Below are 26,740 nucleotides of genomic sequence, written 5' to 3'. Positions count from 1 at the left end.
GGCGCTCAGGCCCCGCCGGTCGGAGCCGGGGTGGCCGTCGAGTAGTAGCCGGTGGCCGGGAGCACGGGCACCTCGGCGACAGTGGTACCGCCGGTGCTCGAGGTGATGGTGACCGGGACGAGGGTGCCCGGCTTGGACGTGACACCGGAGATCTGGAGCCCCTTGGTCGCGAGGTCGACCTGCTCTCGCGGGCCGAGGGACACCTCGGAGCCGGTCGGCGCGGTCGCGGCGCCCTGTGCGGCCTGCGGCTGGAACTTGACCGTCATCTGGTCGGTGCCGAGGTTGATGGCCGAACCGGTGACGACGGCCGGGCCGTTGCCCTCGCCGACGAGGACGAGGTTGCGCACGGCGAGCTGGCCCACGTCGGCCGGGACGCCGTCGGCCGGCACGTACTGGACGTCGGTCTGGACCGGGGAGTTGACCTGGCACCCGGCCGTCACGGCGGCGAGGGCGACGCCGGCGGCGAGCGCCGAGACACGGCGACGCACGGGGGTCTGCACGAGGAATCGACGCTTCACGGGGCACAGCCTACCGGCGGCCGGTCGCGCGTCGCGTCGGGACCCGCGTCGGCCGTCGCGGCGGCGGGCGGCGGCCCGTCGGAGGCACGTCGGCGGCACGTCGGCGGCACTTGGGTGCCCCTCGGGCACGGCCCCGCGACCCGACGCCGTTGTGGCGCAGGCCCGGAGCGGCCGCCGACCGGTCGTGCGCGCCCGGCGAGGGGCATGTAAGCGCTCGCGCGATGCATGTGGACAGCGGTTCTGTCAAGACGTCGGACGAGGCGGATGAGTGACCAACTGTGGCTCTGACCTGCGCAGATGCCAGATCCTGAGATCGCGATGTGCGTCGCGTCGTGGTAATCTGGGGGTCGCGAAAGGGGAAAACAGCACATGGTTTTCAAGGTCGGCGAGACGGTCGTGTACCCCCACCACGGGGCGGCACTGATCGAGGAGATCAACACACGCACGATCAAGGGAGAGGACAAGCTCTACCTGAAGCTCAAGGTCGCCCAGGGTGACCTCACGATCGAGGTGCCCGCAGAGAACTGCGACCTCGTCGGCGTCCGCGACGTCGTCGGCCAGGAGGGCCTGGACCGGGTCTTCGAGGTCCTGCGCACCCCGCACACCGAGGAGCCCACCAACTGGTCCCGCCGCTACAAGGCGAACCTCGAGAAGCTCGCCTCGGGCGACGTCATCAAGGTGGCCGAGGTCGTGCGCGACCTCTGGCGTCGCGACCAGGACCGCGGCCTCTCGGCCGGCGAGAAGCGGATGCTCGCCAAGGCCCGTCAGATCCTCGTCTCCGAGCTCGCGCTCGCGGAGAAGACCGACGAGGACAAGGCCGAGTCGATCCTCGACGAGGTCCTCGCCTCCTGACGGCGAGCCTCATCCTGAACGGCAGCACCGGAGCCGGTCGCGTCGGCGTCATCGTCGTCGCGGCCGGCTCCGGTTCGCGTCTAGGGGCCGATGTCCCGAAGGCGTTCGTGCCCCTCGCCGGGCGGCCCCTCCTCGGGCACGCACTGCGGGGGGCTCTGTCATGCCCGGGCCTGCACCAGGTCGTCGTCGTCGCGCCGGCCGAGTGGGTGCAGGAGGCGCGGGAGGCCTGTCGCCTCGCCGCGGCCGAGCACGCACAGCTCGCCCAGCACGCGCCGCACCTCGCGGTCGTGGCCGGGGGAGCCGAGCGTGGCGACTCGGTGGCCGCGGGCCTGTCCGCCCTCGACGCGTCCGTCGACATCGTCCTCGTCCACGACGCCGCCCGCTGCCTGACGCCGCCGGCGGTCTTCGCGCGCGTCGTCGCGGCCGTCGAGGCCGGGGCGGTGGCCGTCGTGCCCGGCACCCCCGTCGTCGACACCGTCAAGCAGGTCGACGCCTCGGGCCGCGTCGTCGCCACGCCCGACCGGGCCTCGCTGCGGGCCGTGCAGACCCCGCAGGGCTTCCGTCGCGACGTGCTCGCCCGGGCCCACGCCGTGTCGAGCGAGGCCACCGACGACGCCGGCCTCGTCGAGCGCCTCGGTGAGCCGGTCATCGTCGTCGAGGGCGACCGCCTCGCCCTCAAGGTGACGACGCCCGACGACCTCGAGGCGGCCACCCGCCTCCTCGTCTCCTGACACGCAGGTCGCTCGTGTTCCGCAGTCACCTGGGACCGTGCGGCACGCCGGACCGTGGAGTTGCCTATCCTCGGTCGCGTGACCGAGCAGCCGGCTGACCAGACCCGCCCCCTCGCCCTCATCACCGGTGGAGGCACCGGCATCGGCGCCGCCACCGCCCAGCGCCTCGCCGACGACGGGTTCGACGTCGTCGTCGCCGGCCGTCGCGCCGAGAAGCTCGACGCCGTCGTGGCACAGATCGGCGAGGCGGCACGCGCGCTCGTCATGGACGTCACCGACGCGGCGGGCGTCGCGGCCGGCGTCGCGACCCTCGAGCGCTGCGACGTCGTCGTCAACAACGCCGGTGGCGCGCTCGGCGTGACGCGCGTGGAGGACGCGGACGCCGACGAGTGGGAGCGGATGTACGCGACGAACGTCGTCGGCACGATGCGCGTCACCCAGGCGGTGCTGCCGCTGCTGCGACGCTCGGCGCGCGCCACGATCGTCGACGTGTCCTCGATCGCCGGCGAGCGCGTCTACGAGGGTGGCGGCGGCTACGTCTCGGCCAAGCACGGCACGTCGGTCGTCTCCGAGACGCTGCGCCTCGAGCTCAACGGCGAGAACATCCGCGTCGTCGACATCCGGCCCGGCATGGTGCACACCGAGGAGTTCTCGCTGACCCGCCTCGGCGGCGACCGGGCTGCCGCCGACAAGGTCTACGAGGGCGTCGACCGGCCGCTCGTGGCCGACGACGTCGCCCGGTGCATCGCCTTCGTCGTCGGGCTGCCCCAGCACGTCAACATCGACACCATGGTCGTGAAGCCGGTGGCCCAGGCCGCGCCGCACAAGGTGCACCGTGGCCCCATCGACTGGAAGGACAACGCGTGAGTACCTCGCTGCCCCGCGTCGGCATCGGCGTCGACGTCCACGCTCTCGCGCCCGAGGGGTCCGACCGCGAGCTGTGGGTGGCCGGGCTGCACTGGCCGGGCGAGCGAGGCCTCGACGGGCACTCCGACGCCGATGTCGCGGCGCACGCCGCCTGCGACGCGCTCTTCTCGGCGGCCGGCATCGGCGACCTCGGGACCCACTTCGGCACGTCGCGGCCCGAGCTCGCCGGCGCGTCGGGCGTCACGCTGCTCGCCGAGGCGGCCCGGCTCGTGCGCGAGGCCGGGTTCGAGATCGGCAACGTCGCGGTGCAGGTCGTCGGCAACCGGCCGAAGGTCGGCACGCGTCGGGCCGAGGCCGAGGCCGCGCTCTCGGCGGCTGCCGGCGCCCCGGTGTCGGTGAGCGGCACGACGACCGACGGCCTGGGACTCACCGGCCGTGGCGAGGGCGTCGCCGCCGTGGCCACCGCCCTCGTCGTCGCGCGCTGACGGACCGCCCGGCTGCGGCTGCGGCCCGTTTGGCAGGATCGGTGGCGAACGTCCACGACCCCGCCATGCGAAGGAGCCTCACCGTGCCGCAGACCGTCAAGGGTGTCATCGCCCGGAGCAAGGGTGCCGACGTCGAGCTCGTCGACATCGTGGTGCCCGACCCCGGGCCCGGCGAGGCCGTGGTGGCCGTCCAGGCCTGCGGGGTCTGCCACACCGACCTGCACTACCGCGAGGGCGGCATCAACGACGAGTTCCCGTTCCTGCTCGGGCACGAGGCCGCCGGCGTCGTCGAGGCAGTCGGCGAGGGCGTCACCGACGTCGCGCCCGGCGACTTCGTCATCCTCAACTGGCGTGCCGTGTGCGGCCAGTGCCGGGCCTGCGCCAAGGGCCAGCCGTGGTACTGCTTCGCCACCCACAACGCGACGCAGAAGATGACGCTCACCGACGGCACCGAGCTGACGCCGGCGCTCGGCATCGGCGCGTTCGCCGAGAAGACGCTCGTGGCCGCCGGCCAGTGCACCAAGGTCCCCGACGCCGACGCGGCGGCGGTCGGCCTGCTCGGCTGCGGCGTCATGGCCGGGTTCGGCGCGGCGGTCAACACCGGCGGCGTCGGGCGCGGCGACTCGGTGGCCGTCATCGGCTGCGGCGGCGTGGGCAACGCCGCCATCGCGGGCGCGAGCATCGCGGGCGCCACGACCGTCATCGCCGTCGACGTCGACGACCGCAAGCTCGAGAAGGCCAAGCACTTCGGGGCGACCCACACCGTCAACAGCCGCGAGACCGACCCGGTCGAGGCGATCCGCGAGCTGACCGGCGGCAACGGCGCCGACGTCGTCGTCGAGGCGGTCGGTCGCCCGGAGACGTACGAGCAGGCGTTCTACGCCCGCGACCTCGCCGGCACCGTCGTGCTCGTCGGGGTGCCGACGCCGGACCTGAAGCTGACGCTGCCGCTCATCGACGTCTTCGGCCGGGGCGGTGCGCTCAAGTCGAGCTGGTACGGCGACTGCCTGCCGAGCCGCGACTTCCCGATGCTCGTCGACCTCTACAAGCAGGGGCGGTTCGACCTCGACGCCTTCGTCACCGAGCGCATCGGCATCGGCGACGTCGAGGCGGCGTTCGACAAGATGCACGGCGGCGACGTGCTGCGCTCGGTCGTGGTCCTGTGACCGCCCTGCCCGCCCTGCCAACGTCGCCCGGCGGCGTCCGCGTCGAGCACACGACGACCTCGGGCACCTTCAGCCTCGACGGCGGCACGTGGGACGTGGAGAACAACGTGTGGGTGCTCGGCGACGACCGCGAGTGCGTCGTCGTCGACGCGCCGCACGACGCCGGGCCCGTGCTCGACCTCGTCGGCGACCGCCGGATTGTCGCGGTGCTGCTGACCCACGCGCACGACGACCACGTGTCGGCCGTGCCGGGCCTGCTCGAGGCGCGCCCGGGCACGGAGGTGGCGCTGCACCCGGCCGACCGCGTCCTCTGGGACCGCACCCACCCCGACCTCCCCCCGACGCGTGAGCTGGCCGACGGCGACGTCGTGCGGGTCGGCGACGTCGAGGTGCACGTGCTGCACACGCCGGGCCACGCGCCCGGTGCCTGCTGCTTCCACGTGCCCGCCCTCGGCGTCCTCTTCTCCGGCGACACGCTCTTCCAGGGTGGCCCCGGGGCGACGGGCCGGTCGTTCTCGGACTTCCCGACGATCATCGACTCGCTGCGCGAGCGTGTCCTCGGCCTGCCGGGGGACACCGTCGTGCTGACCGGGCACGGGGACGCGACGCGCGTCGGCACCGAGGCCCCCGACCTCGACGCCTGGGTCGCCCGCGGCCACTGACGGCCCGCTCGGCCGTCCCGTGCGCCGGCCCGGTCAGGTGCGCGGGGTGGCCCGCAGGAGGCTGATCTTCTGCCAGATCTTGCGGCTCATCCCGGTCGTCAGCGTCTCGATCTCGCTCACGGTGTCGAGCACGAGCGCGTCGGTCGACTCCTCGGCGCAGAGGGCCGCTGCCTTCGAGGTGAGCGACAGCAGCTCGGAGCAGTAGTCGAGGTAGACGCCGTAGTCGCGCACCGACAGCGTGCGGGGGCTGACGACATCGGGCCCCTGCGGCTCGGCGTGGGCGGTGTCGGGCAGCAGGGCGGCCGGGTCCTTGCTCATCTGGTGCATGTCGATGACGTGCGCGAGCGACCGCAGCCGGTGCAGCCGTCGCATGAGGTCGTCGCGCACGACGCGGTCGGCGAGGGACAGCAGGAACCAGATCGCGACGCCGGCGTACACGAGGTCCTGGATCGCGCTCTCCAGCAAGGGGATCCACTCGGTCGCCTTGATCCCGTCGGTGTCGGCAGCCGCATCGCGCACCGCGAAGACGACGGCCACGAGCGCCGTGGCCACGACGAGCACGATGAGCAGGCGCGAGACCCGCACGAGCACGCGCCGCCGCGTGCCCCAGCGGCGTTCTCCGGAGAGGAGGTCGTCGACGAAGGCCCCGAGCTCGGCGGTGGCCGCCCGCAGGCCGGGGTGCCGGGGCAGGAACTCGTCGACGCGCTCGCCGAGGTAGCCGACGACGGCCCGCACCTCGCGGCCGTCGAGGCGCTCGTAGCTGGTCAGCCGCGGCTCCGCCATGGCCGCAGCGTAGTGCGGGCGGAGCGCCGTGGTGGGGCCTCGTCGACGCGTCCGGAGCGGCGCTCGCGCGCCGATAGACTGCCGCGGGTGAGCCTACGACTGTTCGACACCGCCACCCGGGAGCTGCGCGACTTCACGCCGCGCGAGGCCGGCAAGGTCGGCATGTACATCTGTGGCCTCACGACCCAAGGCGCCCCGCACATCGGGCACATCCGCTTCGCCGTCGCGTTCGACGTGCTCCGGCGCTGGCTCGAGACCGGCCACGGCTACGAGGTCACCCTCGTGCGCAACGTCACCGACATCGACGACAAGGTGCTGCGCAAGGCCGCCGACTCCGGCGAGGACTGGTTCGCCCTCAGCTACCGCAACGAGCGGCTGACGACCCTCGCGCTCGACGCCCTCGGCGTCGAGCCCGCGTCCTACGAGCCGCGCGCCACCGGCCACGTGCCCGACATGGTCTCGCTCATGGAGACGCTCGTCGAGAAGGGCCACGCCTACGCGGCACCCGACGGCTCCGGCGACGTGTACTTCGACGTGCGCTCCTGGCCCGAGTACGGCTCGCTGTCCAACCAGTCGATCGACGACATGGTCGCGGCCGAGGACGCCGACCCGCGGGGCAAGCGCGACCCCCGCGACTTCGCGCTGTGGAAGGGCCGCAAGGCGCAGGAGCCGGAGACCGCCTCGTGGCCGACGCCGTTCGGGGCAGGTCGCCCCGGCTGGCACCTCGAGTGCTCGGCCATGGCGCGCCGCTGGCTCGGCGAGGAGTTCGACATCCACGGCGGCGGCATCGACCTGCGTTTCCCGCACCACGAGAACGAGCTCGCGCAGTCGCGCGCGGCCGGCCTCGGCTTCGCCCGGTACTGGCTGCACAACGCGTGGGTCACGGTCAAGGGGCAGAAGATGGGCAAGTCGCTCGGCAACGCCCTCGAGGTGCGCCACCTGCTCGAGACGACCCGCCCGCTCGTGCTGCGCTACTTCCTCACCGCAGCGCACTACCGCTCGACGATCGAGTACCACCCGGGCTCGCTCGAGGAGGCGGCCGCGGCGGTCGAGCGCATCGAGGGCTTCCTCGAGCGGGCCGCGCGCCGCGGTGACGTCGTGGCGGCTGCCGCCGGCTCGACGCTGCCGGCCGAGTTCGTCGCGTCGATGGACGACGACCTCGGGGTGTCCGGGGCGCTGGCCGTCGTCCACGACACGGTGCGCGCCGGAAACACCGCCCTCGACGACGCCGACGACGAGGCGGCGCTCGCCGCCGCCGCGTCGGTCGTGGCCATGACCGACGTGCTCGGCGTCAACCCTCTCGCCGTCCACTGGGGCGGCACCCACCGGGGCAGCGACGCCGCAGCCGAGGGCGCGCTCGACGCCCTCGTCCGCGTCCAGCTCGAGGCGCGCCAGCACGCCCGCCAGGAGCGCGACTTCGCCCGCGCCGACGAGATCCGCGACGCGCTCGTGGCCGCCGGCATCACCATCACCGACACGCCCTCGGGCGCGGAGTGGTCGCTCGCGCGGCCCGAGCGCACCGAGGCCGCGGCGGGCTGACCGCCGACCCACCCGAACCGAAGGACTCCCATGCCAGGCAACTCCCAGCGACGCGGCGCCGTCCGCAAGGGCGGCAAGAAGCCGTCCGTCGGCTCCGGCGGCCAGCGCCGCCGCGGTCTCGAGGGCAAGGGCCCCACGCCGAAGGCGGCCGACCGCGAGTACCACCCCGCGCACAAGCGGGCCAAGACCGCCGCCAAGCGCGCGGGCTCCGGGTCCGCCGGCACGCGCGCCGCCTCGCGGCCCAAGAGCCGGAGCAAGGCCTCGAGCGAGATGGTCTACGGGCGCAACTCCGTCGTCGAGGCACTGCGCGCCGACGTGCCGGTGGCCACGATGTACGTCGCCACCCGCATCGACACCGACGACCGCGTCCGCGAGGCGCTCAAGCTCGCCACGGAGCGGGGCCTGGCCATCCTCGAGACGCCGCGCGGCGAGCTCGACCGGCTCACCGACGGCGGCGTGCACCAAGGCCTCGCGCTGCAGGTGCCGCCCTACGACTACGCCGACCCGGCCGACCTCATCGACCCCGAGATGCCCGGCATCCCGCTCGTCGTGGCCCTCGACGGCATCACCGACCCCCGCAACCTCGGCGCGATCGTCCGTTCGGTCGCCGCGTTCGGCGGCCACGGCGTCGTCGTGCCCGAGCGGCGCTCGGTCGGCATGACGGCCTCGGCGTGGAAGACCTCCGCCGGTGCGGCGGCGCGCATCCCCGTCGCCAAGGCGAGCAACCTGACGCGTGCGCTCGAGGAGTTCAAGAAGGCCGGCTTCTTCGTCCTCGGCCTCGACATGGACGGCGACGTCGAGCTGCCCGACCTGACGCTGGCCACCGAGCCGCTCGTCATCGTCACCGGCTCGGAGGGCAAGGGCCTCTCGCGCCTCGTCCGCGAGACGTGCGACCAGATCGTGTCGATCCCGATGAGCTCGGCCGTCGAGTCGCTCAACGCCGGGCTCGCCACGGGCGTCACGCTCTACGAGGTGGCCCGGCAGCGGCGTCGGTGACGCGATCGTGACCGCGCGGGCCGCGTCCGGGGAACTCCCCGGGTGCGCCCGACGCTGGTCACAGTGTCGTCGGTAGAGTGGGCCGGGCCCGCACTACGTCGTGTAGTAGCGGATGGCAGACAGCAGGCACCGGCGCGGATGGCCGCGCACCGAGTGAAGGACGCAGACGTGGGCAAGAGCAGCAGGGCCGATACCGCCGCACGCGCGGCGCAGATGCGCGCCGAGGTCGAGCGCAAGGAGCGCCAGCGCAAGCAGGTCATCGCGGCCGTCGTCGCCGTCGTCGTCGTCATCGTGGCGGTCGTCGTCGGGATCGCCGTGTCGAACCGTCCCAAGCCCGCTCCCGCGGCCACCGGCGCCGACGCGGCCCTGTCGGCCCTGGTCTCGCTGCCGCAGGCCACCCTCGACTCCTCGGCTGCGCCCAACCCGAACTTCGCCCCGGCCAAGCTCGAGGGCGGCACCCCGCTGACCCAGGACGGCAAGCCGAAGGTGCTCTACGTCGGCGCCGAGTACTGCCCGTTCTGCGCCATGGAGCGCTGGGCCCTCATCGGTGCGCTGGCCCGCTTCGGCACGTTCAGCGGTCTGACGCCGACGACGAGCTCGTCGAGCGACGTGCACCCCGACACCCCGACGTGGTCGTTCGCCAAGGCGAAGTACACGAGCGACGTGCTCGCACTCGAGGCGATCGAGACCCAGGACCGCAACCAGCAGCCGCTGCAGACGCTCGAGGGCCAGAACCTCCAGCTGTTCCAGAAGTTCAACCCCGGCGGCGGCATCCCGTGGATCGACTACGGCGGCACCAACGCGACGAGCGGTGCCACGGTCGACGCCAACGTCATCGACGGCAAGACCTACGACCAGATCATCGCCGGCATCAAGGACCCGAACTCCCAGATCGGCAAGACGATGAACCCGGCGATCAACCTCATCAGCGCGCAGCTGTGCCAGATGACGGGCGGCAAGCCGACGAACGTCTGCACGTCGAGCGGCGTCATGACGGCCTCGGTCCTGCTCAAGAAGAAGTGACGCCGTGAGCCGCACCGAGCAGAGCGGCGAGACGGCCGCCGCGGTGGCAGCCGCGACACGGCCCGGACGCGTCCGGCCGGTGTGGCTCGCCCCGAGCACCCTCGCGCTCACCGTCGTCGGGCTGGGGGTGTCGATCTACCTCACGGTCGAGCACTTCACGAACAACGCGACGCTCGCCTGCAGCATCGGTGGGGTCGTCGACTGCGCCAAGGTGACGACGAGTGCCTGGAGCACGTTCATGGGCGTCCCTGTGGCCCTGCTCGGGCTCGTCTTCTTCCTCGTCCTGCTGCCGCTCGTGTGGCCCTCGACGTGGCGCAGCCGCGCCGGCTGGCTCGACGCGGCCCGTCTCGGCTGGCTCACCGTCGGCCTCGGCATGGTGCTCTACCTCGTCTGGGCCGAGCTCTACCGGATCCACGCGATCTGCCTGTGGTGCACGGCCGTCCACGTCGTGACGTTCCTGCTGTGGGTCCTCGTGCTCTTCGGCCAGATCCTGTCGGGGCCGGCCGACAGGGCGCCCGAGCCGGTCGACCTCGAGGGCTGAGCCCGGCGCGCCCGCGGCTCAGTCGAGCCGGCTGATGACCGGCATCTCCTCGGTGTCGACGCCGAGCACCGACTTCTCCTCCGGCTTGGCCGGCAGCACCGTCGAGAGGTAGTCGCGCACGGCCTCGTCCATCGGCACGTCGCGCCCTGCCCGCTCGCTCATGTACCACCGGTGCTCGAGCACCTCGTGGAAGATCTCGGCCGGCTCGAGGCGCCCGACGAGCGGGCGGGGCACCGACCGGACGACCGGCTCGTACACCTTCGAGAGCCACTCGTGGGCGACGATCTCCTCGTCGACGCCCTGCTGGTCGGTAGCCGCGGTGTAGGCGTCGAGGTCGTTGAGCAGGCGGCGGGCCTGGTTCTCGCCGACGTCGAGGCCGGTGAGGCGCAGCAGGCGCCGGGAGTGGTGCCCCGCGTCGACGACCTTCGGGGTGATGACGATCTCCGTGCCGCCGAAGTCGGTGGTGATCTGCAGCTCGTCGACGTCGAAGCCGAGCTCGTTGAGGCGGCGGATGCGCTCGTCGACGCGCCACCGGTCGCCGAGCTCGAACCGCTCGGTGCCGGTGAGCGCGCCCCACAGCGTGTGGTACCGCTCGATGATCGAGGCGGCCACCTCGAACGGGTCGGCCGCCTCCTCGAGGAAGCCGCCGGCGTCGAGGTCCATGAGCTCGCCGGCGATGTTGACCTGGGCGATGTCGAGGTCGTGCTCGCGCTGGCCGTCGGTGAGCCGCGGGTGCAGCTCGCCCGTCTCGGCGTCGACGAGGTAGGCGGCGAAGGCGCCGGCGTCGCGGCGGAAGAGCGTGTTGGACAGCGACACGTCGCCCCACCAGAAGCCGTCGAGGTGCAGGCGCACGAGCAGCAGGGCGAGGGCGTCCATGAGGCGCACGGCGGTGTCGGGGCGCAGGTTCTGGCTGTAGAGCGCGCGGTAGGGCAGCGAGAACTGCAGGTGCCGGGTGATGAGGCACGCGTCGAGGGGCTCGCCGTCCTCGGTGGTGCGACCGTGGACGACGCCGAAGGGCTCGACGCACGGGACGTCGAGCCGGCGCAGGTTGCGCAGCATCGCGTACTCGCGGTCGGCGATGTCGTCCTTGATCTCCTTGACGGCCAGCACGCGCCCGCCGAGCTTGACGAAGCGCACGACGTGGCGCGAGATGCCTCGGGGGAGCGCGGCGAGCGTGCTCTCGGGCCACTCCTCGAGAGGCGTCGACCACGGCAGGTCGAGCAGGGCCGACTCGGGACGGGCGGTGGTGATCTCGAGCGTCACGCGCTCATCGTGGCATGCCTGCGCGACAGGCGTCGATCCGCGACGAGCACGACGGCGGCCAGCCCGAGGAAGAGCAGCGCGATGACCGCGCAGTTGGCCAGCGTCGACCCGTAGCCGATGGTCCGCACGTCGATGAAGGGGTAGGGGTACCAGCCGACGACCGGCCCGAGCGCGAGCGTCGCCGCCAGCCACAGCACCGGCCAGGCGAGCGAGGGCAGCAGGTCGGCCCGGGTGACCTTGCCGCGCGGGCCGAACGCCACCCATCCGACGACGGTCAGGAGCGGCACGACGACGTGCAGGAGCCGGTCGCACAGCAGGTTGGCCGCGGTGTAGGTGGCCGGCGGTTTCAGCGCGACGAAGGCGACGACGCCCGTCACCGTGATGCCGATGAGCGAGGCGAGCCGCACGACGCGGAACGCCTGCGAGTGCGTGCGCCCGAGCAGGACGAGCAGCACGGCGACGCCGACGAACAGGTTCGACTGGATCGTGGAGTAGGAGAACAGTCGTCGCAGCCGCTCCGGCAGCGCAGCGACTGTGGTGCCGGAGTCGATGACGGTCTGCCCCGACGCCACGAGGACCGCCTGCAGGACGAGCGCCACGACGACGACGGCGAAGGTCACGAGGTGCCACCAGCGTCCTAGGCGCGTCATGCGTCGGAGCCTAGGGCCTGCGCGTGCCCACGGGAGGGGACACGGCGCCGGGCCGGCACCGCGTGGGGTGCCGGCCCGGTGGCCGTGCTGTGGTGCTGAGGAACGCCGACCTCAGTCGCCGATGCGGAGGCCGCTGTCGGAGTTGAAGAGGTGGACGTGGCCCTGCTTGGGCTTGAGGTGGATGACCTGGCCCTTCTCCGGGGGGCGACGGCCGTCGACGCGGGCGATGAACGGCTTGGCCGTCTCCTCCTCGCCCTCGGCGTCGACCTGGTGGGCCTTCGTCGAGCCGTAGATGTAGGCGTCGGCGCCGAGCTCCTCGACGACGTCGACGGTGACCGCGATGCCGTGGCCGTCCTCGGCCGGCTCCAGGTCCTCGGGGCGGACACCGATGGTGACCTCCTTGCCGGCGTCACCGAGCAGGTCGCGCTCGATCTGGACGATGTGGCCGCCGTAGTCGACGCCACCGTCGGTGACCGGCGCCGAGACGAGGTTCATCGCGGGCGAGCCGATGAAGCCGGCGACGAAGACGTTGGCCGGGTGGTCGTACATGCGGCGCGGGGTGTCGCACTGCTGGAGGATGCCGTCCTTGAGGACCGCGACGCGGTCACCCATCGTCATGGCCTCGACCTGGTCGTGCGTGACGTAGACGGTCGTGACGCCGAGGCGGCGCTGGAGCGAGGCGATCTGCGTGCGGGTCTGCACGCGGAGCTTGGCGTCGAGGTTCGACAGCGGCTCGTCCATGAGGAACACCTGGGGCGAGCGGACGATGGCGCGGCCCATGGCGACACGCTGGCGCTGGCCACCCGAGAGGGCCTTCGGCTTGCGCTCGAGGTAGGCGGTGAGGTCGAGGATCTTGGCGGCCTCCTCGACGCGCTTGCGGATCTCGGCCTTGTCGACGCCGGCGATCTTGAGCGCGAAGCCCATGTTGTCGGCGACGGTCATGTGCGGGTACAGCGCGTAGTTCTGGAACACCATCGCGACGTCGCGGTCCTTGGGGGACAGGTTCGTCACGTCGCGGTCGCCGATGAGGATGCGGCCGCCGTTGACCTCCTCGAGGCCGGCGAGCATGCGCAGGGACGTGGACTTGCCACATCCGGAGGGACCGACGAGGACGAGGAACTCACCGTCCGCGATCTCGATGTTGAGCTTGTCGACCGAGGGAATCGGGTTCCCGGGGTACTGACGCGTCGCGTTGTCGAACGTCACAGTTGCCATGGCTTCATTGCCTTCCTTCACCGGCAGGAACGTGCCGGACGATCCGTTGTAAAGGGCTGCCTGCCCGAGTGGGCGGGCCACGGCCATCCTGCCCCATGGCCGTGTCGGTGACCAGACCCGGGTTCGAGGGCCCCGGCCCGTGGCGCCCCGGGGTGTCCCGACTTCGTGTCCTGAACGTTGCAAAAAGTTGCTGCAAGACCTGTAGTTCTCCTTTGCAAGTTCTTGCTATCGTCAGCGCCACCGGTGGCGGCGTGTGCCACCTGGCTTCAAAGGAGAATCCATGCACAAGCGTGCGCTCGGCGCTGCTGCCGTCACGGGCGTTGCCGCCCTGGCCCTCAGCGCCTGCGGTGGGTCCAGCCCCACCACCCCGTCCAACACCGGCGGCGCCGGCACGAGCAAGCCGGCTGCCACCTCAGGCACCCCCGAGACGCCGAGCGGCACTGCGGCCCCCGTCCGCGACGCGAACGTCGACCTCGTCATCTGGACCGACGCCGACCGCTCCGCGGCCGTGCAGAAGTACGCCGACCAGTTCGCCCAGGAGAACGGCGTCTCGGTCAAGGTCCAGATCTCCACCGACGTGCGTGCGCAGTTCAAGGACGCGACGAAGGTCGGCAAGGGCCCGGACGTCATCGTCGGTGCCCACGACTGGCTCGGCGAGCTCGTCCAGAACTCGACCGTCGCCCCGATCAACCTCAGCTCCGACGTCGCCGCGAAGTTCCTCCCGAAGGCGATCGAGGCCACGAAGTTCAACGGCCAGTCCTACGGCGTCCCGTACGCCGTCGAGAACATCGGCCTCATGTACAACAAGGACCTCGTCCCGAACCCGCCTAAGACGATGGACGAGCTGGTCGCCATGGGCGAGAAGCTCGTCAAGGAGGGCAAGGCCAAGCAGGTCCTGTCGCAGTTCGTCTCCAAGGTCGGCAACGCCTACTTCGCCTACCCGTACCTGTCGGCCTTCCAGGGCGGCGGCATCTTCGGCACCAAGGCCAACGGCGACTACGACCCCAACAAGGTCATCGTCAACAGCGCCGGCTCCGTCAAGGGTGGCGAGGTTCTCGCCGACCTCGGCAAGAAGAAGGTCCTGTCGACCAACGTCGACGACACGAACCAGGACGCGCTCTTCGACACGAAGGCCGCCCCGTTCATGATCAGCGGCCCGTGGAGCGTCGCGAAGGCCAAGGACGCCGGCATCAACTACGGCATCGCCCCGCTGCCCTCGCTCACCGGCGGTGGCCCGATGCAGCCGTTCCTCGGTGTCCAGATGTTCTACGTCTCGAGCAAGGCCAAGAACGCGGCCCTCGCGCAGGAGTTCGTCACGAACTACATCCCGCGCAAGGACGTCCAGCTGGCCCTCTTCGAGGTCGGCAAGCGTCCGCCGGCCCTCAAGGAGGCCTACGACGAGGTCTCCGCGAGCGACCCCGACGTCAAGGCCTGGTACGAGGCCGGTACCGGCGGTGCGCCGATGCCGAACATCCCCGCGATGAACTCGGTCTGGGGCCCGTTCGGCCAGGCGACCGCTGACATCATCGCCGGCAAGGCTGGTGCCCAGGCGCGTCTCGACGCCGCCGCGAAGGAGATCACGGCCAACATCGCCAAGGGCTGAGTCCCTCTGATGTGACAGGGGTTCCGGGGTCCGCCCGTGTGGCGGACCCCGGGGCCCCCACCCCTCTTCGGGGGTCCTCCGGGAGCGTTCCCGCTCCCCGCCAAGTGCATCGACGGCAACGGCGCCGGGACGGCGCAAAAGGACGTGTGACATGACCAAGCCCCTCGCGCTCGCGATCAAGTGGGTCCTCATCATCGTGACGATGGCCGGTCTCCTGTGGATCGCCACCAAGCTCGCCCAGGCCGGGAACACCACCTTCGTCATCATCACGGGTCTCGTCGGGATGGGCATCCTCGCGGTCTATGCGACGCGGCGTGCGGTGCCGTTGAAGTACCTCGTGCCCGGCCTGATCTTCATGGCGCTCTTCCAGCTGTGGCCGGTGCTCTACACCGCGGCGCTGTCCACGACGAACTACGGCGACGGCCACCTCTACAGCAAGGAGGCGTCGGTCAGCGACATCATCGCCCAGTCGGTGCGTGAGGTGCCTGACACGCCTCGTTACAAGATGTCGATCGCCACGAAGGAGGGCGGGGACCCCGCCACTGCCGACATCGTCCTGCTGCTGACCAAGCCCGACGGCTCGATGTACGTCGGCGACAAGTCCGGGCTCACGCCGCTGGCCGCCACCGGGGTCGAGAAGACCGATCTCGGCAAGATCACCAAGGCGCCCGGCTACACCGTCCTCAACGCCAAGCAGGCCAACGCCCGCAGCAAGGACCTCTCGGCCATCGCCATCCCGACGAGCGACGGCGGCGGTATCAAGCCGGTCGGCCTCTCCGAGGCCTTCGAGGGTCGCGCGACCGTCACCTACGACGCGAAGACCGACCGCCTCACGGACAACGCGACCCAGCCCCCGACGGTCTACGGGCCCAAGGACGCGCGCTGGGTCAACGTCGCCGACCCGACCCAGTCCTACCCCCAGGGCTGGAAGGAGAGCATCGGCTTCGCGAACTACACGCGCATCTTCACCGACGACACCATCCGCAGCGGCTTCCTCGGGATCTTCATCTGGAACGTCGTCTTCGCCATCGTGTCGGTGCTCTCGACGTTCCTGCTCGGCATGCTCATCGCGCTGCTCTTCAACGACCCGCGCCTCAAGGGCAAGGCCATCTACCGGTCGCTGCTGATCCTGCCCTACGCCCTGCCCGGCTTCGTCACGGCGCTGGTGTGGAAGGGCATGTTCAACCAGGACTACGGCATCATCAACCAGACGCTGCACATCGGCGTCGACTGGCTCGGCTCCGACGCCGGGGCCAAGGCCGCGATCCTCATCACGAACCTCTGGCTCGGCTTCCCGTACATGTTCATCGTGTGCACCGGCGCCCTGCAGTCCATCCCGCAGGACGTGCGCGAGGCCGCGACCATCGACGGCGCCAACGCGTTCCGCACGCTGCGCTCGATCATCATGCCGTTGCTGCTCGTCGCGGTCGGCCCGCTGCTGCTCGCGTCGTTCGCCTTCAACTTCAACAACTTCGGCCTGATCTACCTGCTCACGAAGGGCGGCCCGTTCAACGGCGCCGACACGAGCATCGGGTCGAGCGACCTGCTCATCACCTACGCCTACCGCCTGGCCTTCTCCGGCAGCGCGCCGAACTACGGCTTCGCGGCCGCGGTCTCCGTCGTCATCTTCCTGCTCGTGGCTCTGATGAGCATCCCGGGCTTCCGCCGCACCAAGGCCCTCGAGGAGGTCAACTGATGTCCGCCCCCGTCCCCACCGACCCCCGCCTCGAGCACCGTCTCGAAGTCGAGACCCACGAGCCCGCTTCATCTGCCGCTCCGTCGCCGAAGCGTCCGGGCATCGGGGGCCACGTCTGGTGGCGTCACGCCCTCGGCATCGTCGCCCTCATGTGGGCCCTCTTCCCGATCCTCTTCATCTACTCGGCCGCCACGAACCCGAGCGGCACGCTCAACACGGCGAGCCTGTGGCCGTCCGGCTTCTCGACGAAGAACTTCACGGCCCTGTTCAACGACCCGTCGCGTCCGTTCTGGACCTGGTACAAGAACTCGATGATCATCTCGTTCTCGGGGGCGCTGATGGCCGTCTTCATCGGCGCCTGCGCGGCGTTCGCCTTCTCGCGCCTGCGGTTCAAGGGTCGCCGCCCCGGGATGATGTTCCTGCTGCTCACTACGTTCTTCCCGGCGCTGCTGGCCATCGTCGCGATGTACATCATCTTCGCCGGCATCAGTGACGTGCTGCCGGCCATCGGCCTCAACACGACCACCGGCCTGATCCTCGCCTACCTCGGCGGTGCGCTCGGTGCGAACGTCTGGCTGCTCAAGGGCTACTTCGACACCGTCCCGCGCGAGCTCGACGAGGCCGCGATCGTCGACGGCGCGAGCCACGCCCGGATCTTCTTCACGATGACCCTGCGCCTCGTCATGCCGATCCTCGTCACGGTGTTCATGCTCGTCTTCGTCGGCCTCTACGGCGAGTTCATGCTGGCCAGCGTGTTCCTCACCGACGTCGACCAGCAGACGCTCGGCGTCGGCCTCTACGGCATGACCCTCGGCAACGACGCGAACACCCTCTTCGGGCGGTTCACGGCCGGCGCGCTGCTCGGCTCCATCCCCGTCATGCTGCTCTACCTGGCCTTCCAGAAGCAGCTCGTCGGTGGCCTCACCACGGGCTCCGTCAAGTGAGTCCGAGCCCCGCACCGATCACCACCCTCCTGTCCGAACCGCACCACGACGGCTCCGCCCGCTACGTCTCGAACCTCGCGCCACGGCTCGGCGACACCGTCGACGTGCTCGTGAGGGTGCCGCTCGAGTGCGAGGTCGACGCCGTACACGTGCGCACGTCGCCCGACGGTGAGCAGCAGTTCGCCAAGGCGCGTGTCGTGCGCACGACGGCGACCGACGCGTGGTGGAAGGCCAGCCTCGTCTGCCACAACCCGGTGACGAACTACCGGTTCCTGCTCGCGGGCGGCCCGACGAAGTACGCGTGGCTCAACGGCACCGGCGTGCAGCTGCGCGACGTGCCCGACGCCAGCGACTTCCGTCTCGTCGCGCACGACAAGCCGGCCCCGGCGTGGGCCGAGGGCTCCGTCGTCTACCAGATCTTCCCCGACCGGTTCGCGCGCTCGGCGCGGGCCGACCGGCGCACCCTGCCCGACTGGGCGGTGCCGGCGTCGTGGGACGACCCGGTCGACACGAGCCCGGGCGTCATCGCCCACCAGCTCTACGGCGGCGACCTCGACGGTGTCGTCGAGCACCTCGACCACCTCGAGTCGCTCGGTGTCGACGTCGTGTACCTGACGCCGTTCTTCCCGGGCCGCTCCAACCACCGCTACGACGCGTCCTCCTTCGAGGCCGTCGACCCGCTCCTCGGGGGCGATGCCGCCCTGCGGCGGCTCACCACGGCCGCGCACGAGCGCGGCATGAAGGTGCTCGGCGACTTCACGACGAACCACACGGGCGACGCCCACGAGTGGTTCCTCACGGCGTCAGGGCCCGGCGGGAAGAGCACGCCCGAGCGTGACTACTACATCTGGGAGGGCGGCAAGTACGTCTCCTGGCTCGGCGTGCCCTCGCTGCCCAAGCTCAACCACCTCAACCACGACCTGCGCCGGCGCCTCTTCGAGGACCGGTCCGGCGTCGTGCGCAAGTGGCTCGGGCGGTCGGGCGGGCTGGACGGCTGGCGCGTCGACGTCGCCAACATGACCGGTCGCTGGCGCGCCACCGACGTCAACCACGAGGTCGCCGCGCAGATGCGGGACGCCTTGGGCCGCTGGGCACCCGAGGCGCTCCTCGTCGGCGAACACGTCCACGACTACACGGTGGACATGCCGGGCGACGGCTGGCACGGCGTCATGAACTACGCCGGGTTCTGCAAGCCGGTGTGGACGTGGCTGCGCGACGACACCGGCGACCCGAACTTCCTCGGTGCGCCCGTGCCGGTGCCGCTGCTCGACGCCGGTGCCGTGGTCGAGACGATGCGCGACTTCACCTCTCGCATCGCGTGGTCCTCGCTCGTGCACTCGTTCAACCTCGTCGGCTCGCACGACGCGACGCGCGTGCGCACCCTCGTCGGCGACGACGACCGCATGGTCGACGCGGCCGCAGGGCTGCTCTTCACGCTGCCCTCGATGCCGATGCTCACCTACGGCGACGAGATCGGCATGGAAGGCACCTTCGGCGAGGACGGCCGACGCCCCATGCCGTGGGACGAGTCCCGTTGGGACGCAAGGATCCTCGCCGCCTACCGCGGCCTGATCTCGGCCCGCAAGCGGTCGGTCGCGCTGCGGCGCGGCGGCCTGCGCTGGGTCCACGCGTCGGGCGACGCCATCGTCTTCCTGCGCGAGACGGCCGACGAGGTCGCCCTCGTACACGTCGCCCGCGCAGCGCATGAGCCCGTCGTCGTCGACCGCCGCCACCTCGGCGGCATCGAGAACGGCGCCTCGGCGTACGGACCGGCTCCGAAGGTCGGCGCGCGTGCTGTCACACTGTCGGCGTCCGCGCCGGGAGTGCGCATCTGGACGTGGAAGCCCACCGACGGCGGGGCCAAGCACGTCCGACGTAAGGGGGTCTAGGTGAAGGCACGGCTGCGCGACATCGCCGAGCAGGCGAGCGTGTCCGAGGCGACGGTGTCGCGCGTGCTCAACGGCAAGCCAGGCGTCGCCGAGTCGACGAAGCAGGCGGTGCTCACCGCCCTCGACGTCCTGGGCTACGACCGGCCGAGTCGCCTGCGCCGCAAGAGCGCCGGGCTCGTCGGGCTCATCGTGCCCGAGCTGACCAACCCGATCTTCCCGGCGTTCGCGCAGATCATCGAGAACTCCCTCGCCCAGAACGGCTACACGCCGGTGCTCTGCACCCAGGTGGCCGGGGGGGTCCACGAGGACGACTACGTCCAGATGCTCCTCGAGCGCGGCGTGGCCGGCATCATCTTCATCTCCGGCCTGCACGCCGACACGACGACCGACTCCGAGCGCTACGTCGCGCTGCGCGACCGTGGCCTGCCGCTCGTCCTCGTCAACGGCTACATCGAGGGTGTCGACGCGCCGTTCATCAGCAACGACGACGTCGCCTCGATGGGGCTGGCGCTCGAGCACCTCGTATCGCTCGGGCACCGCGAGATCGGCCTGGCCGTCGGCCCGGACCGGTACGTGCCGGTCATCCGCAAGATCGCCGGCTTCCGCCACTCGATGCAGGAGCTGACCGGGCGGTCCGACGTCGACGACCTCATCGAACGCTCGCTCTTCTCCGTCGAGGGCGGGGCCACCGCGGCCGGGCGGCTGCTCGACCGCGGCGCCACGGCCGTCGTGTGCGGCTCGGACCTCATGGCGCTCGGGGCGATCCGCGAGGCCCGCAAGCGGGGCCTGCAGGTGCCCCGCGACTTCTCGGTCGTCGGCTACGACGACTCGACGCTCATCGCCTTCACCGACCCGCCGCTGACGACCGTGCGCCAGAGCGTCAACGCGATGAGCGCCGCGACGGTGCGGGCCCTGCTCGACGAGATCGCCGGGCAGCCCTCTCCCCGTGCGGAGTACGTGTTCCGTCCCGAGCTCGTGGTGCGCGGGTCGACGGGCGCTGCCCGCCACCGCTGAACCCCGGGGTCAGTCGGTGGCGGCCGCCCGGCGCCGCTCGAGCAGGGCGTCGAGGAACCGGGAGACGGCGGGCTCGTCGTCGAGGCGGTAGTGCGCCGCCGTCGAGCCCGTGCCGACCTTGACCGTGACGTCCTCCGGGCGGGTCATCCGCATGAAGGCGTCCTCGTCGGTGACGTCGTCGCCGATGTAGACGCGGGCGGTGGCACCGACCGCGCGCCCGAGGGCCGTGACGGCGGATCCCTTGTCCGCGTGGGAGACCGACAGCTCGAGCACCGACTTGCCCTTGAGCACCTTGACGCCGTCGTGGTCGAGCGCGACGCGTCGGGCGTCGGCGATGGCGGCGTCACCGACGTCCTTCGGCAGCCCGCGCGTGTGCACGACGACCGCCGCGGACTTGTACTCGATGCCGGCGTCGGGGTGGCGCTCCTTCACGAGCGTCTCGATGTCGGAGCGCAGCTCGGCCAGCGTGACCTCGTCGTCGGGCGTGACGGCCGCCGCCTCCATCGCGGCCCGCACCTGCTCGTCCGAGGACTCGGCGCCGTGGCTGGCGATGAGGACGATCGGCTCGTCCTCGGTGAGCCCGGTCAGGGTGCGCAGGGTGTCGAGGTCGCGGCCCGACACGACGGCCACGTGAACGCCGGGCAGGCCCGCGAGCGCGCGGAGCGTGTCGACGGTGCCGGGCAGCGGCAGGGCCTTCATGGGGTCGGCGTCGAACGGTGCGAGCACGCCGTCGAAGTCGGTGGCCACGAGCAGGGTCGACGCGGCTGCGACGTCGCCGAGGGCGCCCTCGGGTGGCGAGGTGGTGCTCACCGGCCGGCCTCCTGACGCGTCGGCTTCGAGACGCTCTCGGGTGAAGGGGGCTGTGTCGCAGTGGGATCGGCCGCCGCCTCGCTCGACCGGGTCGAGCCCGCGGGTGGCTGCGGCACCTCCGGGGCGGCATCGAGCGCTGCGAGGTAGCGCGCCGCCCACCGCTGCACGTCGTGGTCGGCGACGCGCCGGCGCAGGGCCCGCATGATGCGCTGCTTGTCCTTGGCCGGGGTGTTGATGGCGCGCAGGATGGTCTGCTTGAGGCCCTCGATGTCGTGCGGGTTGCACGCGAAGGCCTGGTGCAGCTCGTGCCAGGCGCCGGTGAACTCCGAGAGCACGAGCGCGCCGCCGAGGTCGTGGCGGCACGTGACGTACTCCTTGGCCACGAGGTTCATGCCGTCGCGCAGGGGCGTCACGAGCATGACGTCGGCGGCCTGGAAGAGTGCCGCCATCTCCTCGCGCGGGTAGGAGTGGTGCAGGTAGTGCACGGCCGGGGAGCCGATCTTGCCGAGGTCGCCGTTGATGCGTCCGACCGTCTGCTCGATCTCGTTGCGCAGCGTGCGGTAGGCCTCGACGCGCTCGCGGCTCGGCGTCGCCACCTGCACGAGCGTCACCTCGGGCGGACCGATCCGCCGCTCGCCGAGCAGCTCCTCGTAGGCCTTGAGCCGGTGGCGGATGCCCTTGGTGTAGTCGAGGCGGTCGACGCCGAGCATGAGCACCTCGGGGTCGCCGAGGCTCGAGCGGATCTCGCGGGCCCGCGCCATGACGTCGGGTCGCTTCGCGAGCTCCTCGAGGCCGTGGAAGTCGACGGAGATCGGGATGGCCGCGGCCCGCACCTGCCGGTGCTGACCCTCGACAGTGACGAGGTCCTTCTTCGTGGGCGCACCGAGCAGCTGGCGGCAGGCCCGCACGAAGTTGCGGGCGTCGGCCTGGCGCTGGAAGCCGAGGAAGTCGGCCCCGAGCAGGCCCTCGAGCAGCTGGGCGCGCCACGGCAGCTGGGCGAAGAGCTCGACGGGCGGGAAGGGGATGTGGTTGAACCAGCCGATCCGCACGTCCGGACGCAGCTGGCGCACGAGCGCCGGGACGAGCTGCAGCTGGTAGTCCTGCACCCACACCCGGGCGCCCTCGGCGGCCACCTCGGCCACCGCCCGGGCGAACCGCTCGTTGACGGCGCGGTAGGCCGCCCACCACTCGCGGTGGAAGGTCGCCGGCACGATGACGTCGTGGTAGATCGGCCACAGGGTGTCGTTGGAGAAACCCTCGTAGTAGTCGCGGATCTCGTCGGCCGTCAGCGCCACCGGGTGCAGGTGGATGCCGTTCTCGTCGAAGGGCTCGGGCGCCTCCCCGGAGTCGCCGGCCCAGCCGACCCACGCCCCGGGCTGCGTGTGCATCACCGACTCCATGGCCGTGACGAGACCGCCGGGGGAGCGGCGCCACTCGATCTCGCCGTCGTCGAGGATCACCTTGTCGACGGGGAGGCGGTTCGCGGCGATGACGAGGTCGAAGGTCTGCCGTTCGGGCGGCACCGGGGATCAGCTCCTGTGGTCGAGGGGACGGCTGCACGGCCACCTTCCGGCATACCCACGTCGGCGCCGGGTGGAGCGGCCAGGGCGCGGTCTCACTCTAACGAGCGAACGGTGGCGCCCCGTCCGGTGTCGCTCTAGGGTCGAGTCAGGGCACCGCGCGGCGTCGTCGACGACAGGGGACACGCGTCGGGGCACTCACCCGAGGTGAAGGAGGTCGCCATGAAGATTTCTGACGTGCTGAGGGCGAAGGGCGCCGGGGTGATCACCGTGCAGCCCGACGAGACCGTGTCCGGGCTCCTGGGCCTGCTCGACGAACACCGCATCGGCGCCGTCGTCGTGAGCTCCGACGGCACGACCGTCGAGGGCATCGTCAGCGAGCGCGACGTCGTGCGCCACCTGCACTCCACCGGCGCCGGCATCCTCGAGGCGCCGGTGTCGCAGATCATGACGAGCGAGGTGTCCACGGGCACCGCCGCCGACGACATCGCCGACCTCGCCGCGACGATGACCGAGGAGCGGGTGCGCCACGTGCCGATCCTCGACGACGAGGGCCGCCTGGTGGCCATCGTCAGCATCGGTGACATCGTCAAGCACCGGCTGTCCGAGCTGCAGTCCGAGCGCGACCAGCTGCGCGACTACATCTCCGGCTGACGCGGGTCCGGACAAACCGGACATCCGACCCGCGCCACGGCCCCGAGGTCGTCGGCGTGGACCCCCGTGGTCGCATACCGTAGGACCATGACTGCGTACGACCGGACCGAGCGGGTCGCTGCCCCGCGGTCCGGCCCGCGGTCGGGTCCGCGCACCGGCGGCGTGCCCATCGGCGGCGCCCGTGACGGCTGGGACGCCGGACGCATCGGACGGTACCGCCTCGTCGAGGAGATCGGCGAGGGTGGCATGGGCGTCGTCCACCTCGCGCTCGACCCCCGCGGCCGCGCCGTCGCCATCAAGGTGCTGCGCGCGCACGTGGCCCACGACGCCGACGCGCGCCAGCGGCTCATGCGCGAGGTCGAGACCCTCTCGCGCATCCGCGACCCCCGCGTAGCGAGCGTCATCGACGCCGACGTCATGGGTCCGCGTCCCTACATCGTCACCCGGTACGTGCCCGGTCCGGCGCTCGACGAGATCGTCGAGGAGCACGGGCCGCTGCACCCCGGCGAGCTCCTCAGCCTCGCCCGTGGCGTGGCGGAGGCGATCCGCTCGATCCACGCGTGCGGCGTCGTGCACCGCGACATCAAGCCCGGCAACGTCCTCGTCGAGGACGGCGAGCCGGTCCTCATCGACTTCGGCATCGCGCACGTCCAGGACGACGTGCGGCACACCGTGGGCGGCCTCGTCATGGGCACTCCCGGCTACCTGTCGCCCGAGCTCGTCGAGGGGGCGCCGATCACCGACGCCACCGACTGGTGGGGCTGGGCCGCGACGATCACCTACGCCGCGTCGGGGCGCCCGCCCTTCGGCCGGTCGCGGATGGACGCCGTCCTGAGCCGCGTGCGCGCCGGCGACGTCGACGTCGAGGGCGTCGACCCGCGTCTGGTGCCGCTGCTGCGCGCGTCCCTGTCGCCCGACCCGTCGCGCCGGCCGCACGCCGACGAGGTCATCACCGCACTCGAGCAGTACGCCGCCGGCCGGGCCGCCACGGTGCCGACGCCGAACGCGTCCTCGTGGGACGCGCCCACCGACGTGCTCGGCGCCGCCGCCCCGGCCGCTCCCGGCTCCACGCAGGTCTACCAGGACCGCGGCACGGCCGTGCTGCCGCCGGTCGCGCCGACCACCGACGACGTCCGCTGGGCGCCACCGCCGAGCGGCCCGCGTCGGAGTCCCGAGCCCGAGTACGACCCGGCGTACGACGACGGCGCGGGCGGCACCGACCTCTACGACGAGCGCTGGGGCCGCAACGCGGGCCGCGGCGAGTGGGACGACGAGTGGGGCGAGGAGGAGCCCGAGCAGACACCGCGCGAGGGCGACCCGCGCATCGGCATGGCCATGCGCACCGGTGTGCTCGGAGCCGCCGGCATCGCCTGGGTCGCCGCGCTCATGGCGTGGCCCGGGTATGCGGTCGTCGCGCTGGCGGTGTGGTCGGTCCTCGCGCGTGCCACCGACCGGTCGGTGTCCGCGCTCGTCTTCCGGCGCTATGCCCACGGCCGGCGCGGCAGCGACATCCCGCTCGCCGTCATCACGAGCCCGTGGCACCTGCTCGTCGGCGCCATCGCCACCGCCGTGACGCTCGTGCTGCCGATCGCCGTGACGCTGGCGGGCATCTTCGCGACGGCCCTGCTGCTCGCCGGCGCCACGGGGGCCGACCTCGTCCCCGGTTCGCCGACGACGCTCGCGGTCGGCGGGCTCGCCGGGCTGGCGATGCTCTGGTGGGGCCCCGGCGGGGTGTCGCTGCGGCGCGGCTCGCGCTCGATCGTGCGGCGTGCCGTGCCCGTCGGGACGGCCTCGCAGGTCGTGGCCATCACGCTCGTCGTGGCCGGCCTCGTCGTCGGGCTCGTGGCCGTCGACCACGGTGCCAGCCTCACGTGGCTGCCCTTCAGCGCCAACCCCCTCGCCCGCTGACGGTTCACGGCGCGGTCGTCCAGCCGACACGCGGGGTGCGGCGAGACCCGTCCGCGGCGTTCGGTTCGGTCAAGCCCGGATATCGAGAAGATCACGAAATCATCTCGGACCGGGTTGTGGATCGTTGATTCCTCACGTACCGTCGTGCCTCGGCGGCCCCGACTCTCGGGCCGGCGGGGTGGGCCCCGGGTACGTCCCGGGGGTGTCCACGACCGGTTGCTGCCATGGTGTTCCGGCCTCCACACGGCACGCTGCACAACTTCACATGGACACCCAGCAATCCGGTCCCTGAGCGCGCCGAGCCTCGCCAGCCAGGGACATCGCCCACTCCGGTGGGCCGGGCGAGGACGGGGGACCCAGTGTGGTCAGTGAGTCGTGATGTCGAAGGCCGTCGGTACACCGACGGTCGAGTCCTCGTGCTCGACTGACCTTGGGGTGAAGCCGCATCCGCGGCAGGGCACCTGACGTCCCCAACCCGACAGCTAACCCCGCAGGCGCGCGTCAGGAAGGAATACCCCTATGCAGTACCTGTCCAAGCATGCTGCCGCCAAGCGGGTCTCGATGAAGCAGCGCATCGCCGGGGTCGGCATCGCCGGCGCCGCCACCGTCGTCGGTGGCCTCACCACGGCCGGATCGGCCAAGGCCGCGTCGGTGTGGGACTCGGTCGCCCAGTGCGAGTCGGGCGGCAACTGGAGCATCAACACCGGCAACGGCTACTACGGCGGTGTGCAGTTCTCGCAGAGCACGTGGGTCGGCTTCGGCGGCCGCGCCTACGCCCCCCGCGCCGACCTCGCGAGCAAGGCCGAGCAGATCGCCGTCGCCCAGAAGGTCCTCGCCGTGCAGGGCCCGGGTGCCTGGCCCGTCTGCTCGCGTCGTGCGGGCCTGACCAAGGCCAACGGTGGCGCCAACGCGGCCGCGTCGCGCTCGTCGGTCCGCAAGCCGGTCACGACGACGAAGAAGAAGGTCGCGAAGAAGAAGACCTACGCGACGAAGACGACGACCAAGAAGGTCAACAGCTACGCAGGGACCGGCAAGAAGGTCTCCGTGCGCCGTGGCGACACGCTCGGGAGCATCGCCCAGCGGTACCACGTCTCCGGAGGCTGGAAGGCCCTGTACTCTGCCAACAAGGCGCGGGTGCACAACCCGAACCTCATCTACGTCGGCCAGGTGCTGCGTCTTCCGTGACGCACCTCTGACCGAGCACGACCGGACGGCCTCGCGCGACCAACCCCTGGGTCCCGCGGGGCCGTCCTTCGTCTGCCGTGTGGGACGGGACGGGCAGCCTCCGTTACGCTGGCGCCCGACCGGACGGCGGCGGGTCTGCCGCACGACCGGGCCGCTGGCGTGGCGCAATTGGCAGCGCACCTGTCTTGTAAACAGGTGGTTGGGGGTTCGAGTCCCCCCGCCAGCT

At 71.6% G+C, this 26,740-nt stretch carries 25 protein-coding genes, 1 tRNA gene and 1 riboswitch; of the genes, 19 read left to right on the top strand and 7 right to left on the bottom strand.

Translation table 11 applies throughout. The features are described from left to right. Nucleotides 1–5: 5 nt before the first annotated feature. Nucleotides 6–518 carry a hypothetical protein gene (locus RY076_RS19730; protein ID WP_323101032.1) on the bottom strand — a complete coding sequence of 171 codons (513 nt, stop codon included), beginning with the start codon at nucleotides 516–518 and terminating at the stop codon, nucleotides 6–8. Between the two features lie 369 nt (nucleotides 519–887). Between RY076_RS19730 and RY076_RS19725 the strand changes: the two genes are divergently transcribed. The 6 genes from RY076_RS19725 (at nucleotide 888) to RY076_RS19700 (ending at nucleotide 5,281) form a co-directional block, all read left to right on the top strand. Beyond that, the gene (locus RY076_RS19725; protein ID WP_076261794.1) at nucleotides 888–1,370 is read left to right on the top strand and encodes a CarD family transcriptional regulator; all 483 of its coding nucleotides are present in this window, start codon (nucleotides 888–890) and stop codon (nucleotides 1,368–1,370) included. 50 nt (nucleotides 1,371–1,420) lie between these two features. Continuing rightward, on the top strand, nucleotides 1,421–2,101 hold the full coding sequence (gene ispD, locus RY076_RS19720; protein ID WP_413785806.1) for a 2-C-methyl-D-erythritol 4-phosphate cytidylyltransferase: 681 nt from the start codon (nucleotides 1,421–1,423) through the stop codon (nucleotides 2,099–2,101). Between the two features lie 78 nt (nucleotides 2,102–2,179). Beyond that, nucleotides 2,180–2,968 (top strand): SDR family oxidoreductase, encoded by a 789-nt coding sequence (locus RY076_RS19715; protein ID WP_323101029.1) that lies wholly within the window; start codon nucleotides 2,180–2,182, stop codon nucleotides 2,966–2,968. Then, nucleotides 2,965–3,453 (top strand): 2-C-methyl-D-erythritol 2,4-cyclodiphosphate synthase, encoded by a 489-nt coding sequence (gene ispF / locus RY076_RS19710; RefSeq protein WP_323101028.1) that lies wholly within the window; start codon nucleotides 2,965–2,967, stop codon nucleotides 3,451–3,453. The genes RY076_RS19715 and ispF overlap by 4 nt, the downstream gene beginning before the upstream one ends. 83 nt (nucleotides 3,454–3,536) lie before the next feature. Further along, nucleotides 3,537–4,619 (top strand): S-(hydroxymethyl)mycothiol dehydrogenase, encoded by a 1,083-nt coding sequence (locus RY076_RS19705; protein ID WP_323101026.1) that lies wholly within the window; start codon nucleotides 3,537–3,539, stop codon nucleotides 4,617–4,619. Continuing rightward, nucleotides 4,616–5,281: an MBL fold metallo-hydrolase gene (locus tag RY076_RS19700; protein WP_323101024.1), complete on the top strand. Its 666-nt coding sequence runs from the start codon at nucleotides 4,616–4,618 to the stop codon at nucleotides 5,279–5,281. Before RY076_RS19705 ends, RY076_RS19700 begins: the two co-directional genes overlap by 4 nt. A gap of 33 nt (nucleotides 5,282–5,314) precedes the next feature. Here RY076_RS19700 and RY076_RS19695 read toward each other — a convergent pair whose 3' ends face one another. Then, nucleotides 5,315–6,064 (bottom strand): hypothetical protein, encoded by a 750-nt coding sequence (locus RY076_RS19695; protein WP_323101023.1) that lies wholly within the window; start codon nucleotides 6,062–6,064, stop codon nucleotides 5,315–5,317. An 87-nt stretch (nucleotides 6,065–6,151) separates the two neighbouring features. On the opposite strand from RY076_RS19695, the gene cysS reads away from it, so the two are divergent. The 4 genes from cysS to RY076_RS19675 all read left to right on the top strand — a co-directional run bounded on the left by cysS (nucleotide 6,152) and on the right by RY076_RS19675 (nucleotide 10,163). Beyond that, nucleotides 6,152–7,603, top strand: a complete 1,452-nt coding sequence (gene cysS, locus RY076_RS19690; RefSeq protein WP_323101021.1) for a cysteine--tRNA ligase — start codon at nucleotides 6,152–6,154, stop codon at nucleotides 7,601–7,603. A gap of 30 nt (nucleotides 7,604–7,633) precedes the next feature. Beyond that, the gene (gene rlmB, locus RY076_RS19685; protein WP_323101018.1) at nucleotides 7,634–8,599 is read left to right on the top strand and encodes a 23S rRNA (guanosine(2251)-2'-O)-methyltransferase RlmB; all 966 of its coding nucleotides are present in this window, start codon (nucleotides 7,634–7,636) and stop codon (nucleotides 8,597–8,599) included. Between the two features lie 168 nt (nucleotides 8,600–8,767). Continuing rightward, the gene (locus tag RY076_RS19680; RefSeq protein WP_323101017.1) at nucleotides 8,768–9,622 is read left to right on the top strand and encodes a DUF929 family protein; all 855 of its coding nucleotides are present in this window, start codon (nucleotides 8,768–8,770) and stop codon (nucleotides 9,620–9,622) included. 4 nt (nucleotides 9,623–9,626) lie between these two features. Then, nucleotides 9,627–10,163: a vitamin K epoxide reductase family protein gene (locus RY076_RS19675; protein ID WP_323101016.1), complete on the top strand. Its 537-nt coding sequence runs from the start codon at nucleotides 9,627–9,629 to the stop codon at nucleotides 10,161–10,163. An 18-nt stretch (nucleotides 10,164–10,181) separates the two neighbouring features. Here the strand turns inward: RY076_RS19675 and RY076_RS19670 are convergent, their stop codons facing one another. The 3 genes from RY076_RS19670 to RY076_RS19660 all read right to left on the bottom strand — a co-directional run bounded on the left by RY076_RS19670 (nucleotide 10,182) and on the right by RY076_RS19660 (nucleotide 13,291). Beyond that, complete coding sequence (locus RY076_RS19670) at nucleotides 10,182–11,426, bottom strand: DUF4032 domain-containing protein (RefSeq protein ID WP_323101015.1); 1,245 nt, start codon at nucleotides 11,424–11,426, stop codon at nucleotides 10,182–10,184. Then, the gene (locus RY076_RS19665; protein ID WP_323101014.1) at nucleotides 11,423–12,076 is read right to left on the bottom strand and encodes a Pr6Pr family membrane protein; all 654 of its coding nucleotides are present in this window, start codon (nucleotides 12,074–12,076) and stop codon (nucleotides 11,423–11,425) included. Before RY076_RS19665 ends, RY076_RS19670 begins: the two co-directional genes overlap by 4 nt. A gap of 111 nt (nucleotides 12,077–12,187) precedes the next feature. Continuing rightward, nucleotides 12,188–13,291 carry an ABC transporter ATP-binding protein gene (locus RY076_RS19660; RefSeq protein WP_323101012.1) on the bottom strand — a complete coding sequence of 368 codons (1,104 nt, stop codon included), beginning with the start codon at nucleotides 13,289–13,291 and terminating at the stop codon, nucleotides 12,188–12,190. 280 nt (nucleotides 13,292–13,571) lie between these two features. On the opposite strand from RY076_RS19660, the gene RY076_RS19655 reads away from it, so the two are divergent. From RY076_RS19655 to RY076_RS19635, 5 genes are all read left to right on the top strand, one after another. Further along, nucleotides 13,572–14,894, top strand: coding sequence for a sugar ABC transporter substrate-binding protein (locus RY076_RS19655; RefSeq protein ID WP_323101010.1), 1,323 nt, complete (start codon nucleotides 13,572–13,574; stop codon nucleotides 14,892–14,894). 151 nt (nucleotides 14,895–15,045) lie between these two features. Next, complete coding sequence (locus tag RY076_RS19650; RefSeq protein ID WP_323101009.1) at nucleotides 15,046–16,590, top strand: ABC transporter permease subunit; 1,545 nt, start codon at nucleotides 15,046–15,048, stop codon at nucleotides 16,588–16,590. Further along, a complete protein-coding gene (locus tag RY076_RS19645) occupies nucleotides 16,590–17,534 on the top strand; it encodes a sugar ABC transporter permease (protein ID WP_323101007.1) in 945 nt (314 codons plus the stop codon). Before RY076_RS19650 ends, RY076_RS19645 begins: the two co-directional genes overlap by 1 nt. Then, entirely contained in the window at nucleotides 17,531–19,423 is a 1,893-nt protein-coding gene (locus tag RY076_RS19640) for a glycoside hydrolase family 13 protein (protein ID WP_323101006.1), read from the top strand. Before RY076_RS19645 ends, RY076_RS19640 begins: the two co-directional genes overlap by 4 nt. Further along, entirely contained in the window at nucleotides 19,424–20,437 is a 1,014-nt protein-coding gene (locus tag RY076_RS19635; RefSeq protein ID WP_323101004.1) for a LacI family DNA-binding transcriptional regulator, read from the top strand. It abuts the gene before it with no gap. Between the two features lie 9 nt (nucleotides 20,438–20,446). On the opposite strand, the gene otsB is transcribed toward RY076_RS19635, so the two are convergent. After that, a complete protein-coding gene (otsB, locus tag RY076_RS19630) occupies nucleotides 20,447–21,247 on the bottom strand; it encodes a trehalose-phosphatase (protein WP_323101003.1) in 801 nt (266 codons plus the stop codon). Then, on the bottom strand, nucleotides 21,244–22,770 hold the full coding sequence (locus tag RY076_RS19625) for an alpha,alpha-trehalose-phosphate synthase (UDP-forming) (protein WP_323101002.1): 1,527 nt from the start codon (nucleotides 22,768–22,770) through the stop codon (nucleotides 21,244–21,246). Before RY076_RS19625 ends, otsB begins: the two co-directional genes overlap by 4 nt. Before the next feature lie 219 nt (nucleotides 22,771–22,989). Between RY076_RS19625 and RY076_RS19620 the strand changes: the two genes are divergently transcribed. The 4 genes from RY076_RS19620 to RY076_RS19605 all read left to right on the top strand — a co-directional run bounded on the left by RY076_RS19620 (nucleotide 22,990) and on the right by RY076_RS19605 (nucleotide 26,740). Continuing rightward, complete coding sequence (locus tag RY076_RS19620) at nucleotides 22,990–23,421, top strand: CBS domain-containing protein (RefSeq protein ID WP_323101001.1); 432 nt, start codon at nucleotides 22,990–22,992, stop codon at nucleotides 23,419–23,421. 87 nt (nucleotides 23,422–23,508) lie between these two features. Next, complete coding sequence (locus RY076_RS19615) at nucleotides 23,509–25,329, top strand: serine/threonine-protein kinase (protein ID WP_323100999.1); 1,821 nt, start codon at nucleotides 23,509–23,511, stop codon at nucleotides 25,327–25,329. A 311-nt stretch (nucleotides 25,330–25,640) separates the two neighbouring features. Then, a riboswitch (cyclic di-AMP (ydaO/yuaA leader) is annotated at nucleotides 25,641–25,843 on the top strand. Between the two features lie 5 nt (nucleotides 25,844–25,848). Then, nucleotides 25,849–26,514 carry a transglycosylase family protein gene (locus RY076_RS19610; RefSeq protein ID WP_323100997.1) on the top strand — a complete coding sequence of 222 codons (666 nt, stop codon included), beginning with the start codon at nucleotides 25,849–25,851 and terminating at the stop codon, nucleotides 26,512–26,514. 153 nt (nucleotides 26,515–26,667) lie between these two features. Beyond that, nucleotides 26,668–26,740, top strand: a tRNA-Thr gene (locus RY076_RS19605).

The sequence above is a fragment of the Intrasporangium zincisolvens genome (assembly GCF_034724055.1).
In the GTDB taxonomy this organism is placed as follows: Bacteria; Actinomycetota; Actinomycetes; order Actinomycetales; family Dermatophilaceae; genus Monashia; species Monashia zincisolvens.
This window is presented reverse-complemented; position numbering and strand designations above follow the sequence as displayed.